This is a genomic window from Microbulbifer maximicatervae (SeqCode) (assembly GCF_052467825.1).
This window is the reverse complement of the sequence record NZ_CP174327.1, coordinates 1,868,035-1,881,369: the sequence shown is the minus strand read 5'-3', so window position 1 is coordinate 1,881,369 and position 13,335 is coordinate 1,868,035. Positions and strand designations below refer to the sequence as shown.

General features: G+C 52.5%; 10 protein-coding genes. 1 reads left to right on the top strand and 9 read right to left on the bottom strand.

Annotated elements, in window-relative coordinates; translation table 11 throughout:
• Positions 1 to 9: 9 nt before the first annotated feature.
• From ACJJII_RS08305 to ACJJII_RS08280, 6 genes are all read right to left on the bottom strand, one after another.
• Positions 10 to 1,266, bottom strand: coding sequence for a PepSY-associated TM helix domain-containing protein (locus tag ACJJII_RS08305; protein ID WP_444918882.1), 1,257 nt, complete (start codon positions 1,264 to 1,266; stop codon positions 10 to 12).
• A gap of 77 nt (positions 1,267 to 1,343) precedes the next feature.
• Positions 1,344 to 3,443 carry a TonB-dependent siderophore receptor gene (locus tag ACJJII_RS08300; RefSeq protein ID WP_444918881.1) on the bottom strand — a complete coding sequence of 700 codons (2,100 nt, stop codon included), beginning with the start codon at positions 3,441 to 3,443 and terminating at the stop codon, positions 1,344 to 1,346.
• 238 nt (positions 3,444 to 3,681) lie between these two features.
• Positions 3,682 to 4,800 (bottom strand): efflux RND transporter periplasmic adaptor subunit, encoded by a 1,119-nt coding sequence (locus ACJJII_RS08295; protein ID WP_444918880.1) that lies wholly within the window; start codon positions 4,798 to 4,800, stop codon positions 3,682 to 3,684.
• Positions 4,797 to 7,892, bottom strand: a complete 3,096-nt coding sequence (locus ACJJII_RS08290) for an efflux RND transporter permease subunit (RefSeq protein WP_444918879.1) — start codon at positions 7,890 to 7,892, stop codon at positions 4,797 to 4,799. The genes ACJJII_RS08295 and ACJJII_RS08290 overlap by 4 nt, the downstream gene beginning before the upstream one ends.
• Positions 7,893 to 8,123: 231 nt before the next feature.
• Complete coding sequence (locus ACJJII_RS08285; protein WP_444912010.1) at positions 8,124 to 8,939, bottom strand: LytR/AlgR family response regulator transcription factor; 816 nt, start codon at positions 8,937 to 8,939, stop codon at positions 8,124 to 8,126.
• Between the two features lie 4 nt (positions 8,940 to 8,943).
• Positions 8,944 to 10,032: a sensor histidine kinase gene (locus ACJJII_RS08280; protein WP_444912009.1), complete on the bottom strand. Its 1,089-nt coding sequence runs from the start codon at positions 10,030 to 10,032 to the stop codon at positions 8,944 to 8,946.
• 121 nt (positions 10,033 to 10,153) lie between these two features.
• Between ACJJII_RS08280 and ACJJII_RS08275 the strand changes: the two genes are divergently transcribed.
• On the top strand, positions 10,154 to 10,624 hold the full coding sequence (locus tag ACJJII_RS08275; protein WP_444912008.1) for an EVE domain-containing protein: 471 nt from the start codon (positions 10,154 to 10,156) through the stop codon (positions 10,622 to 10,624).
• On the opposite strand, the gene ACJJII_RS08270 is transcribed toward ACJJII_RS08275, so the two are convergent.
• The 3 genes from ACJJII_RS08270 to ACJJII_RS08260 form a co-directional block, all read right to left on the bottom strand.
• Positions 10,621 to 10,812 carry a DUF3094 family protein gene (locus ACJJII_RS08270; protein ID WP_413664201.1) on the bottom strand — a complete coding sequence of 64 codons (192 nt, stop codon included), beginning with the start codon at positions 10,810 to 10,812 and terminating at the stop codon, positions 10,621 to 10,623. The genes ACJJII_RS08275 and ACJJII_RS08270 overlap by 4 nt on opposite strands.
• Positions 10,813 to 10,921: 109 nt before the next feature.
• Positions 10,922 to 12,703 (bottom strand): acyl-CoA dehydrogenase C-terminal domain-containing protein, encoded by a 1,782-nt coding sequence (locus ACJJII_RS08265; RefSeq protein ID WP_444912007.1) that lies wholly within the window; start codon positions 12,701 to 12,703, stop codon positions 10,922 to 10,924.
• A gap of 175 nt (positions 12,704 to 12,878) precedes the next feature.
• A complete protein-coding gene (locus tag ACJJII_RS08260; RefSeq protein ID WP_444912006.1) occupies positions 12,879 to 13,244 on the bottom strand; it encodes an HIT family protein in 366 nt (121 codons plus the stop codon).
• Between the last annotated feature and the right edge of the window lie 91 nt (positions 13,245 to 13,335).

Below are 13,335 nucleotides of genomic sequence, written 5' to 3'. Positions count from 1 at the left end.
CCAATAGAATTATACAGCTGTACTCTGCAAGGGAGACCTGCTATCCACCCGACTACTGACTGCCACACGACGTTTACGTAACCAGATTAAAACTCCAGTCACACTCAACATCGCAATCACCACCCCCATAATTGAAATCAGTATGCGACCAGGGAGACCGAGGATCCTACCGGAATGCACTGGGAATTGCGCCTGTACAAATAAGTCTGCTGCCGTCCCTTCCCAGGGGATAAAGTCTCCGAGATATTCGCCGCTGTGGCCATCAAAAAATAGAGCCTTGTGACCAACCCCCCCGGCACCATGCCCTGCGCTGGCATCAAAAAATTCAGCTCGATATATCCCCCACTCCCGGGCATACCACAGGGAATTCAACGGTTGCTGCCAGCCAATCTGCGCAGCTTGGTTTTCTCCAATCGCGGCTATACCCCGAAAAGACAACGCCGGGGTAATTGGATTGCTGTGATCGTTAGGTGTGCGCTCTTCCAAGGGCGACGGAGTCACATCTGATACCAGCGACATCAGGGGAAAAAACACTTCTCGATAGAGATTCAGTGAGAAGGCCGTAAATGCAATTGTCAGCAGCAGCGCCCAGGTCCACAGACTGAACGCACGATGTAAATCAAATGTGAGCCTGGCACGCCCAGCGCCGGCCTTAATCATCCATGCGGGCTTCCAGCGCTGCCACCAAGTCCGAGATGGCTTTCGAGTGGATTTCTTGCGGCGAGGTAAAGTCACCGCTAGCCCCACAAAGCAATCGACTGTCCATACCAGTGCAATAACGCCCAGCAGCCAAATTCCCCAGTGGTCAGTGCCCCAAAATTCAGGAATATGAAAACTGTAATGCAGCTTGTACAAAAACGACATCAGTGTTTCAGTTGTTATCGGCCAGACACGTCCCCATTCGCGCTTACCAACAATTTCCCCACTGGTCGGATCGACAAATACCTGGTTGTAATCCACCGCAAAGAATTGACCGGTAGCGGGGTCAATTCGAGGCTCTACCCAGAAATACTGGGTATGCCCAGGCTCCTGTACTAATTCAAAATAGGATATTTGGACTTGCGGCAAGGACTCTTCAAGCCGTTCTGCCAACTCGATAGAGGCTAAGGGTTCGCCGCTGGAAGTAGTTTTATATAAGTGGGGATTGAGCCACTCATCCAGTTCGTGATCCCAGGAGATAATAGCGCCGGTTAGCCCGGTGACTATCAGGAAGACCGCAGTAGCAAGCCCCAGGTAACGATGTAAAAGAACCAGGGTTTGACGCATAACATTTACCTAAAACTAAAAAACAGAAAACCCGGCACAAGTACCGGGTTAAACTGCAACGGAGTTAACTAGGCGCCTTAGTAGCGCCAGCTCACACTCAACTGTGCCTGACGCGGAGCGCCGTAATAGCCCTGGGTCCAATAGAGGCTGTTGATATATTTCTCGTTGGTCAGGTTATCAATATTGAGGCCAACCGTTAAAGCATCAGAAATATCGTACTTGGCAAAGGCGCTGAGCAACGCATAGCTATCCTGCTCTACACGAACACCCTCGGCAGGCTCAGTGTAAATATCATCCTGCCAATTGATACCGCCGCCGAACTTCAAGCCTTGAACTTGAGGTAAATCGTAAGCCACGGCCACCTTCAGGGTGTTGCGCGGAATATAAGTGCGATCTTCCTCACCGTCTTTATTGACTACTTCACTTAAGTGGGTAAAGCCAAAGCTGATATTGAAATTCTCGGTAATTGAACCGATTAGCTCCAGCTCAACGCCCTTTGTAGTGAAATCACCACTCTCGTAAACATTCTTTCCATCAACCTTATCTAGGTATTCACCGAGATTATTCAGGTTGGATTCAAATAGCCCAACACTAGCCGTTGCTTGTCCACCCGCAAGGGAGTACTTAAACCCCACCTCGGAACTGTCTCCCTCTGCGGCCCCCAGTGGTTTAAATTCAGGGTTAACCCAAGACTGCGGGGTAAAGACTTCAGTATAGCTACCGTAGAATGAGAAACTATCGTTCAAATCAAAGGTGGCCCCTACATAGGGAACAGTTTCATCCGCCGAAGTGTCAGCATCAACACCATAATTGTAGCCGGATTGTTCCACTTCCATTTTACGCGCGCCGGCCAATAAAGACAGACTGTCGGTAATATTCAAACGAGTGGCAAAGTACAGGGACTTGTGTTCTTGATCGTCTTCGTGGCCATCTTTATAAGAATCAAAATCAACAAAGTCAGGCCGCGCCGTTGTGCCATTTGCCCAGTCACTGCCAAGAACCGGATAACCGTCGGAGTAGCTGTAGAAAGACTGGCCGGTTAGTTCGATATCCGCATAGTTGGCTCCCACCACCAACTCGTGATCGCGGCCGAACAAATTGTAAGTTCCTGACAGGAACACATCGGCAATCTTTTGCTTTTCATCCAACTTATAGCCAAACGCATAACCATGTAAACCCAGTTCGGTTTCTCTGTCTGGAGTACCGTAGACATACATCTCCTCGACATCCATATCGATTTCATTCTGGGTCAGTAATGCAGTGACGGACCAGTTTGCGGAAAGATCCTGCTTCAGTTCAACAAAAGTCTGGGTTCTGTCTACATTGCGGAAAGCCCAGTCCGGTGCCGTGCTTGTGGAATTATCGTAATCGGTAGCGCTGCCATTGGTATAGAAAAGTGGCAGGGCACCAGACATGCTGCCATCGGCTTCACTGCGATTTTGGCTGTGGCCTAAGGTCAGGGTGGTGGAATCAGTCAAATCCGCTTCCACAATACCGTAGTAGACACTGCCGTCAGTTTCGTAGCGGTCAAGATAAGAGTCGGCCTCATCCTCTGCAACCACCAACCGTCCTCGGACGTTATCGCTGATAGAACCTGAGATATCTCCCTGGGTGCGCAAACGCCCCTCTTCACCGACAACCAGATCTACACCCGCCTTGAACTCTTCTGTTGGACGCTTGCGGATAAAGTTAACCGTCGCGGAGGGGTTAGCCAGACCTGTGGTCAGAGCTGCTGCGCCCTTCACCACTTCAACCTGATCAAATATCGCGGTGTCTTGATGCCCATGGGATAAACCAGAGGAAAAGGGAACACCAATACCATCGTATTGGAAGTTCACAATATCAAAGCCACGAGCGGTGTAATAAGTACGATCCGTCTCTACGTTCTCTACGGTTACCCCAGGAGTATATTTCAGCAGCTCATTAATATCCTGTAGGGCAAAGTCCTGGATTTGAGCCTGGGATACAGTTGTTACCGTTTGCGGAGTATCGTAAACAGATAGACTTAGGCGAGAGGCGGTACTGGTCTCCTCCTGCTCTCCGTAGACACTGACTTCTTCCATGGTTTCAGCAATGTCGCTTTCAGCAGACCAAGCAGAATTTCCAAGCGGGGCGAGCACGGCAGCAGCAATCCAGGCTGACAGCGCTTTTTTCTTCATTAAGCCGTTACTTTTCATCGGCTAAAACCTCATTCCAAATCAGCGAACGGTGCAGGGGCACCATAAACGGAGCGGATGATATTTGAAGAAATACACACCAGTCAATGCGAATGATTATTATTTAGTTGATATACCCACAAATAGTTTGGATGGGGAGAGGACATCATTGCTTGGCAAAATGTTAGGAGGGCCAGGGCGATCACAAGCAGTGAGTCACCCTGTTTTTGATCAGCAAGTCTTCAGGAAAAATCTGTAATCAACCACTACCGGCCTGTAATGGCTCTTTATCTCGCACCACTTCCGACAGCACTTTAACTTCCTGCCCAGGCTGCAAGCGCTCGGCACCACGCACTATCACACGATCGCCCTTGGCGAGATCACCGCTTACCGACACCCATTCACCATCGCCACTGCCGATACGCACAGATAATCGCTCTGCCTTATCCCCCTCGCCCACTCGATATACGAAGGTATCGCCATTTCTTAAAACCAAGGCATCCCTTGGCACAGACATGGTGGCCTGGGCCTGCGCAATGGGCACAGAGACCTGTACCGGCATTCCGACAATCCAGTCCCACTGCTCCGGCGCACTCTGTGGCAAAGTTACCATCAGCTTAACTCGCCGGGAGCGATCGCTGGCTACAGGCACAAATTGACGTACCCGGCCGCTAAATAATTGATCATCCACCCGAGCCTCTCCCGGCCGAGAGACAGAATCACTGCGCAGCGCCACTGTGTCACCAATGCGAATCAGCGGCAGAGCCGTCAGGGGAATATCCGCCTCCACTTCCATCTGTGACATATCCAGGGCTCGCAGTAATTCCGAACCGGTGCGCACATATTCTCCCGCCTGTAATTCGCGGCTCACCACTAAAGTATCAAAGGGTGCATCAATGGCTGTTTTAGATAATTCATAGGCCCGTCGGTCGCGCTCAATTTGAGCCGCAATCAGGTCCTGAGCCATTGCCTCGCGCTCAGCCTGCTGCTCTTCCAATGCGGCTCGGGAGGTACTATTGGTTTCCGCCAACTTACTCAGTCGATTTAACTGAGCATCCATATAGGTCAACCGCGCACGCAATTGTGCAATACGGCTGTCACTGTTGCGCAGCTGTAATCGCCAATGAGTACTGTCCAGCTCGGCCAGGCGCTCACCCTTTTTAATAAAGCTGCCGGGTTCAGCGACAAATTCCAACACACCATCCAGTTCAGAAGAAACCAGGATATCCCGTCGGCTCACCACCTCACCTGCAGACCACTGGCTCGGAGCAATTTCCCGAACTTGGGCCCGATCCACCAATACCGCAATAGGATCGCCCTGCGCCCAAACGCCATTAGCGCCCAGAGATAAAACGATACCTGCGAGCAATTTCTTCATTGTGAACTCCTCAGGGCAAACCTTTCGCGCATAGCCGTAAATTTGGGTAGTGGCAGGCTGCCGGTTTGCAGTAATGCCGGCAATAAAACCAGGGTAAAGAGCGTGCTCACTGCCATGCCGCCCACAATCACTGCGGCCAGGCCGCGGTAAATAACACTGCCCTCACCGGGAGCAACCAACAGTGGCAACATGCCAAATACACTGGTCAGGGTACTCATAAAAATAGGGCGCAAACGCAGGCGCAAGGCCTGCTCTACAGCGTCCACCCGAGTGCTACCCGCCATTTCTGCCGCTCGCGTCTGGTGTACCAGCAAAATAGCATTATTCACCACCAGGCCTAGCAGTATCACAAAGCCAATCATGGTGAGCAGATCCAGTGGTTGGAAATCGATCAAGTTTAAAATTTGTAGCGCCAACACGCCGCCCACTGTCGCCAGGGGCACGGTGAGCAGTACCAGAGAGGCATCCCGCAAGGAGCGGAACAGTGCGCTCATCAGCAGGAATAAAATTAGCAGCGCTAACAGGAAATTCTTGGAAAGCGAGGCCAACGCCTTATCCAGGTCACTGGCATTTCCTCCCACCAAAATACTCCCGTCAGCGGGCAGAGCTTCACGAATCTTCGGCAATACATCCGCCTCCAGCTGTGCGCGCACCTCTTCGAGGGACACATCTTCCGGCGGTACTATATTCAGTGTAATAGTGCGCCGACCATCGACCCGGCGCAAACTGCCCGGCCCCACAGTCCGCTCCACACTGGCCAGTTGACTGAGCGGCACCACTTCCCCACGGGGCGTTACCAGCGGCGTATTTTGCAATTGCTCCGGGGTGCTCCAGGGCTGCGCTTTAAAAATAATATCCAGGCGCTTTTCACCGTCAAAATACTCGCCGACATAGAGACCATTGCCCAGCGTTCGAACCAGTCCGCCCATATCCTGGCGATTCCAGCCCTGCTCCAGCATTGCGCGATCATTGGGGCGCACTGTCAATTCAGGTTCTGATAAAGATAAGCCCGGGTTGGTCTGCACCGGCGTTCCCGGCATCACCTCTTCAACAACCGCCACCCCAAGGGCAGCCGCACGCATCAATGCTTCGGCATCACGGGATTGCAGATGTAAAGCAATGTTGCGGTCACCACCGAACTGGCCAAACAGATTACCCCGCGCAGCAAATCCCTGGAAATCAGGAATATCCACCAGGATTTCTTCCCGCAGGATTCTCTCCATCTCCTTGGCTTGATCCATATCCTTAACCCGCACTCCCATAGTGCCGCCATTGGGCCAGGTAATCACGTAGTAGTTCTTCAGGGCTGGTTCGCGCTCACCACTCATGTAGGGTGCCATGCGCTTATCCAACTCGTTGACGATTTCTGTTTCTAAAGTTTTGGTATTAGTGGATGCGGGGAAGTTCATCCACACATCAACTGCATCTCTTTTTACCGGCGGTAAATAATCCAGGTTTGGTAAGAATAAATAAGTCGCAACCATGGGCATTAATAAAAGCCCCCCGATCACCTGCCAACGGCGGGTCCTGGTACTCGTCAAAGCCATTACCCGCGCAGTTATTTTTTCCCACACTCGGGAGAGACGGTCTTCAGTAGAGATAGAGGGTAGCCACAGACGCGCAGCCAGGGGAACCACAGCCACCGCAACCAACAGGGAAAACACCACAGCCACAGCAATAGTCAGGGCCAGGTCACCGAAGACCTGCCCTTCGACACTGTTAAGGAAAAATACAGGAAGGAATATCGCAACGGTTGTCGCAGTACTGGCCAACAGTGCACCCCACACCTGGCCTGCACCCTGCTCCGCAGCCTCCTCTGCCCCCCGACCTTTTTCTCTCAGGCGCACAATATTTTCCAACACTACTATCGCAGCATCGAGCACCATACCGGTAGCAAAGGCCAGTCCCGCCAGAGAAATTACATTCACGCTGCGGCCTGCGGCCGACAGCACCACAAAGGTCGAAAGTAATGAAATTGGAATCGCTGCGGCAACGATCAAGGTCGCACGCATGCGTCGCATAAACCACCAGAGCACTCCGACAGCTAATACGATACCCAAAATCATATTACCGCCGAGCAAGTTTAAAGCCCGATAAACAAATACTGATGCATCAAATGATTGCACCAGCACAAGCTGCTCAGCTTTCAATTTAGTTTCATTCAGCTCAGCGACTTTTTGCTTAACCCGCTCCAAAGTAGCCAGCATATTGGCATTGTTGGTACGGTTAATACGGAGAGAAACTGCCGGGTTGCCATTCTGCGTGGTGACACCGCGCGATTCGGAAGGCCCCACCTTGACCTCGGCAATATCGCCCAGGCGCACCGGCTGTCCATTGCGCCACTCCAACACCAGTTCGGATAAGTCTTTGGGTTCATACTCGCCGACAAAGCGCAGGGTATAGCGACGCCGCCCCACGTCAGTAAATCCGCCGGAGACATCCCTGGCCGACGCCAGCTGCCGACTCACTGTAGGCAGCTCTACTCCCAGTTCAGCTGCTTTCCAGGGATCAAAAATAATCTGTAACTCTTCCTGTGCCGCACTCCCAGACTGGGCCTGGACACTGGCAACCCCGGGCACCGACTCCAACTCCGGGCGCAGTACATCTTCAATCAGGCCGGCGTAGTCATCCAGGTTATTTTGGTTATCAGGTAATTTTTGCAGAAAGAAATAGGTCAGTGCTGTGGCATCACCACCCCAGCCACCCAGCATTACTCGCGGTGGCTCCGCATCCCGGGGCAGTGGCGGCAGGCTGCTCATACGACTGATAACATCAATCAGCACCTTGTTCATATCGGTGCCCATGGCAAATTCCAGATTTGCCCAGGCGCCACCGCGACCGGCGTTGACTTGCATCATTTCCAGACCAGTGAGGCCCTGTAATACGGATTCGATCGGCTCGACAATTTCCGCCTCCACCTCTTTCGGTGCGGCCGCTCTCCAGCCCGCCTGAATAGCGATACGAGGATTGTCGATATCGGGGAAAAGTTGAACCGGCAGCTGGCTGGCGAGGAAAGCTCCAAGCAGAACAGCCATAACCACTGCGACCCCCGCAGCAGCGGGATTTTTTAAAGCGGCGCGCGTTAATGCCATTACTTCAGCCCCAGTTTTTTATTGGGACTGAAGGCTAGCGGAATATGAATTCCTTACAAGGCAGTTGCGACTAGTTGCCAGGAAAATTCGATCAGGCCATGAAGAGCCCGTTTATTCGCCGGAAAGAAAATAAAAATTCACAAAATGAAATCCATGCCTTAAGAGGCAGCGTTACAGTGGAAAACCCACCTGCTTTGCTGCCTCACCTGAGAGCCATAAAAAATTTATGGATCAGAGGAAGTGCTGGACTTTATTTTTATAGCTGCGGCTCATTTTTAAACACTCGCCGCTATCTAATACCAGATGGTATTCGCCATTAATATGGGCACGTATTTCCCTTACCCGACTTAAATTGACGATTGTTGACCGATGTATGCGCTGGAAAAGTTTCGGGTCCAACTGCTGCTCCAGCTCTTTCATGGTGATACGCATCACATGGGTCTCACCCCGAGCGTGCACACACATATAATCACCAGCAGCATCGATCCAGTCGATCTCACTGGAGGGCACCAAAGTGATTTTGCCCGCATCTTTCACTGCAATTTTGTCCGGATAGGCACTGCCGGCAAATTGCCCGCTAACCAGCTTCTGCTCCAGCACCTCAGGGGATTCCTTGGTCAAATCGGCAACAGCTTCGAGTAATTGCTCTCGTTGGTTAGCGATATCAGCGTTGGCTCTCTGTTCCCTGACTCGGGTAAGAGCCAACTCCAAGCGCTCTTCTTCGATGGGTTTTAATACGTAGTCCACCGCATTGATTTCAAAAGCCTCTACCGCATACTGGTCGTAGGCCGTGACAAATACCACATGAGGCAGAGAGTCCAACGGAATCAACTGAACCAGTTGCAAACCGTTTACGCCGGGCATCTGGATATCCACAAATGCTACATCGGGCCTCAGCTCCAGTATTTTCTCCAATGCATCGCGACCATTGCCGCTCTCTGCAACCACCTCGATATCAGCCATCTGCTCCAGGCGCAGCCGCAAGCCGCGACGAGCCAGGGGTTCATCATCGACAACGATCGCCCTCAGGATCTCTACTCCACTCATTTCTTTATTCCTGTTCAAAGGGAATACGAATATTTACCGACAAGCCCCCTTCCGGACGATTGCGGAAACGCACTCTCTGGTCATCGCCATAAAGGGCCTTAAGGCGCTCACAGGTATTGCGAATGCCCACTCCGTAGCCTTTGCCAATCAGGCGCAGCTCCTCTTCCGACATACCGGGGCCGTTATCGATAACCTCCAGTAACAGTTCGCCGGCGAAAACCCGTGACTTGATGCCAATCTCACCGCCCCACTCCAGTTGTGCAATCCCGTATTTGATCGCGTTTTCAACCAACGGTTGCAACAACAGGCTCGGCACCAGGGCCTGGGGGGACTCCCCCTGTAAATCCAGATTCACCCCCAAGCGATCGGCGAAGCGCACCTTTTCAATGTCCAGGTACAACATCAGCGCCTCAACTTCCTTCGCCAGGGTGACCTTCTGCATGGGGTCATTATCCAGGGAATGGCGCAGGAATTGAGACAGGCGCGTCACCATATTGTTGGCCGTGCGCCCGTCCTTATCGAGGATCAAGGTGGAGATTGCGTTGAGTGTGTTAAACAGGAAGTGAGGATTCAACTGGTAACGCAGCATTTTTAATTGAGCCTGATGCGCCATTGATTCCGCCCGCAACGCCTTCTCCTGCTGCGCCTGAGAGGAGCGGTAATACTTGATGCCGTAATAGAGCGCCGCCCAGGTCATCAGAATCAGAAATGAATAGGTGAACCAATAGATGGCCAGGAGTGCCGGGTGCTCATCACCATCGTGACCATACAGCCACAGAGAGCCGCTGAATTTTATTGCCGCCCAAATCACCGCCGCCATCACTACTAGCAATAAAGAACCTATTAATCGCAGCGCTGGAGGCTTACTCCACAGGCGGTGAAAACCCAAACGCATACTCTCGCTGAGAACAACTCCCGCAGTAGTGGCAACTATGATGTAGCCAGAGTGAATCCAGTGATCATTCACCCAAAAAAAACTACCTACAAAGGTCAACAGCGTATAGCCCCCCCAACCAGAGAACTGCAGGGCCCAGTATTGTGAACGACGACTGGCCAGCTTCTGTGAAAGCCACTGAAGTGTTTTGCTTCCCATAATCTCCCGCTTATTGGGTAAAAATCTATGCGCCGATTTGACACTAATCGGCAGCTTCATACTAAATGGCGCCGAAAGCCGGCGAAACACCACCCGGCGCAGCAAAGAGACAAACTGCCGCATGACCTACTGGTTATTTAAATCTGAGCCCGATGAATACAGCCTTCAGGACCTCGCTGCCGAATCCAGCGGTTGCGGTCGCTGGGATGGTATCCGCAATTACCAGGCACGCAATTTTTTGCGCGATAAGGTGAAGGAAGGAGATGGCGTGCTGTTTTATCACAGTGCCTGTAAGGTGCCGGCTGTTGTGGGCTCCGCCGAAGTGGTTCGCTCTGCCTACCCCGATCCGGCCCAGTTCGACCCGGAAAGCAAGTACTTTGACCCCAAGGCCAGCGAGGATAAACCGCGCTGGTACTGCGTCGATATTCGCTGGCGAAGTGAGTTCCAGCGGCCGGTGCCCCTCGCAGAAATCAAGGGCATCCCCCAGTTAGCAGAGATGGTGCTGGTAAAACAGGGGCGCCTGTCTATCCAGCCAGTTTCCGGTGACGAATGGCAGCTACTCCAGCACTTGGGAAGCTCCACACCGCGCTAGACGATACCTTTTGTCTGGGCGATGTACAGGCTCAGCAACGATAGCAGCGTCAATAACGCTAACAAGCCTAGTAACAATACCCAGGGACGGAAAGGCTTGCGTTCGACACTGTTGATGCCGGACTGCAGGTATTTATCGACCTTGGCTTGGTCTTCATCGGAGAGTTTCTTTTCGGAGGGATCTAACATGGGCACTTTCGCTCGTTATTTTTGTGCCCTGAGTTTAGGAGAAAGCTTTCTACAGCTCCACAAAAAAGCCCCGCGATGCGGGGCTTTTTAACACTTTCTTTGGGGGCTGTTAGAACAGCTCTTCCTCCAAGTCCATCAAGCTAGCGCTGCCTGCATTGACACTGCCGGCCAATGCCTGGGTACGTGGCAACAGGCGAGCAAAGTAGAAGCGCGCTGTCTTTATCTGGCCGTTGTAGAAGCTATCCGCTTCTGCTTTCGGCAGCGCCGCAGACACAATTTGCGCCCACATAAAGGCGTAAGCGACGTAGCCGAACAGGTGTAGGTACTCTACAGAAGCCGCACCCGGTGCGTGGGGGTCTTGCTGAGTGGCGGCAACCATATTCTCAGTTGCTTCACGCAGGCGTTGCATCTCAGCGATGAGCGGCTGGATAAACTCGGCCATTTCCTCACGATCAATCTGGGCATCGATAAAGCCCTGTACATCTGCAGCAAACAATTCGAATAGAGCACCGCCAGTGGCTACAGTCTTGCGGCCCACCAGATCCAGAGCCTGGATACCATTGGTTCCTTCATAGATCTGGGTAATACGCACATCGCGCACCAACTGTTCCTGGCCCCATTCGCGGATATAACCGTGGCCACCGAAGACCTGCTGACCGAGGATGGTGCAATCCAATCCCATATCGGTAGTAAAGGCCTTGGCCACCGGGGTCAGCAAGGCAACCATATTCTCCGCGTTCTTTTTCTCTTCACCCTCGCCGAACTTGGAAATATCCAACCACTTGGCCACGTAAGTGGACAGAGCGCGGCCGCCGTTGACCAAGGCTTTTTGGGTGAGCAGCATACGGCGCACATCCGGGTGCACAATGATGGGGTCTGCGGCTTTCTCTGGCTGCTTGGCGCCCGCTGGAGAGCGGCTTTGGATACGGTCGCGAGCGTATTCAACAGCATTTTGATAGGAGCGATCTGAAGCGCCGAGGCCCTGGATACCGACACCCAGACGCTCGTAGTTCATCATGGTAAACATGGCCGCGAGTCCTTTGTTCTCCTCGCCGACCAGCCAGCCTTGGGCGCCGTCGAAGTTCATCGCACAGGTAGCGGAGGCCTTGATACCCATTTTGTGCTCGATTGAGCCACAGTTCACATCGTTGTGTTCGCCGATGCTGTTGTCTTCGTTCACCTTGTATTTGGGCACCAGGAACAGCGAAATGCCTCTCGGCCCCTTGGGTGCGTCCGGCAATTTTGCCAATACCAGGTGGATAATATTTTCGGACAGATCCTGGTCACCGCCGGTGATAAAGATCTTGCTGCCGCTAATGCTAAAGCTGCCATCGCCACGGGGCTCGGCCTTGGTGCGGATAATACCCAGGTCCGTACCGGCGTGAGGCTCGGTAAGGCCCATGGCACCAGCCCAGGTGCCTTCATACATCTTGGGCAGGTATTTTTCTTTCAGCTCATCACTGGCGTGGGCATCAATTGCCAGGCAGGCGCCGTTAGTCAGAACCGGGTAGAGAGCAAAAGAGATATTTGAAGCATTGATCATCTCTTCAACCTGAGCGCCCAGCATTTTCGGCATACCCATGCCGCCGTACTCCGGGTTGCCCAGCAGTCCACCCCAGCCGCCTTCACAGAAGGTGGCATAGGCCTCTTTAAAGCCTTTCGGCGTGGTCACCACACCGTCATTCCACTGGCAGCCCTCTTCGTCGCCAGTGCGATTGATCGGATCCAGGGTGTTGGCAGCCAGCTTGGCCATCTCTTCGAGAATCGCATCTGCGGTCTCACGATCTACCGCCCCAGCCAACCCGGGCAATTCCGCCCAGAGTTTTTCCGCAGCAAATACCTCGTGAAGTAGGAAGTTCATCTCCCTTAGTGGCGCCTTATAGTCGGCCATGCTCCCGGTCCTCATTCAAGTGTTTCAAACGCTCGTTTGAATCTAGGGCCGAAGCGCCCTAATGTCAACAGTCTCGGGCCTTGAGGAACCTGACAAGCACTCAGTTCTAAAGAGTGGGAACAATCTGTTGAATGAGTGCTGTACCGCTCACTAGAGCCGGCTGAAAAAACTGCTGCTAGTCTACATTGGCGCTCCTTCGCAGTAGAACGCTGACGAGTTCGGCTAACTTATCCTCAGCTAATAGTGGAATCTCATCACTGGGTACAAATGAATAGGGCTCAGCTGCATATCGCGGGATGATTTGCACATGCATGTGATCTTCAGACTGGCCTGCGGACACTCCGGAATTGCAGAATGTATGAATACCATCTGGCTGAAATGCCTCTCGCAGAATATCAACACCCGTTAGGATCAAATTGCTGACATCTGATAAAACTACCGAGTCACAAGCGGTAAAATGATTCGTGTGCAAAGAAGGGATTACTAACAATGCGCCTTTACTGCGCTGCCTCGGATTTACCGCCAGGCAAGCGTGCTTCATCTCCTTTACCAGCGGAACATTCGAATGCATCAGTGTACATAGCGGGCACGGCCTTCGAACTCGAAACGTATAAGGCACAGCAAACTCAATA

Bases quoted from the DNA above. Each gene is read 5' to 3' on its own strand.
- ACJJII_RS08305 (WP_444918882.1), bottom strand. From the start codon at position 1,266: ATGCGTCAAACCCTGGTTCTTTTACATCGTTACCTGGGGCTTGCTACT.
- ACJJII_RS08300 (WP_444918881.1), bottom strand. From the start codon at position 3,443: ATGAAAAGTAACGGCTTAATGAAGAAAAAAGCGCTGTCAGCCTGGATT.
- ACJJII_RS08295 (WP_444918880.1), bottom strand. From the start codon at position 4,800: ATGAAGAAATTGCTCGCAGGTATCGTTTTATCTCTGGGCGCTAATGGC.
- ACJJII_RS08290 (WP_444918879.1), bottom strand. From the start codon at position 7,892: ATGGCATTAACGCGCGCCGCTTTAAAAAATCCCGCTGCTGCGGGGGTC.
- ACJJII_RS08285 (WP_444912010.1), bottom strand. From the start codon at position 8,939: ATGAGTGGAGTAGAGATCCTGAGGGCGATCGTTGTCGATGATGAACCC.
- ACJJII_RS08280 (WP_444912009.1), bottom strand. From the start codon at position 10,032: ATGGGAAGCAAAACACTTCAGTGGCTTTCACAGAAGCTGGCCAGTCGT.
- ACJJII_RS08275 (WP_444912008.1), top strand. From the start codon at position 10,154: ATGACCTACTGGTTATTTAAATCTGAGCCCGATGAATACAGCCTTCAG.
- ACJJII_RS08270 (WP_413664201.1), bottom strand. From the start codon at position 10,812: ATGTTAGATCCCTCCGAAAAGAAACTCTCCGATGAAGACCAAGCCAAG.
- ACJJII_RS08265 (WP_444912007.1), bottom strand. From the start codon at position 12,703: ATGGCCGACTATAAGGCGCCACTAAGGGAGATGAACTTCCTACTTCAC.
- ACJJII_RS08260 (WP_444912006.1), bottom strand. From the start codon at position 13,244: ATGAAGCACGCTTGCCTGGCGGTAAATCCGAGGCAGCGCAGTAAAGGC.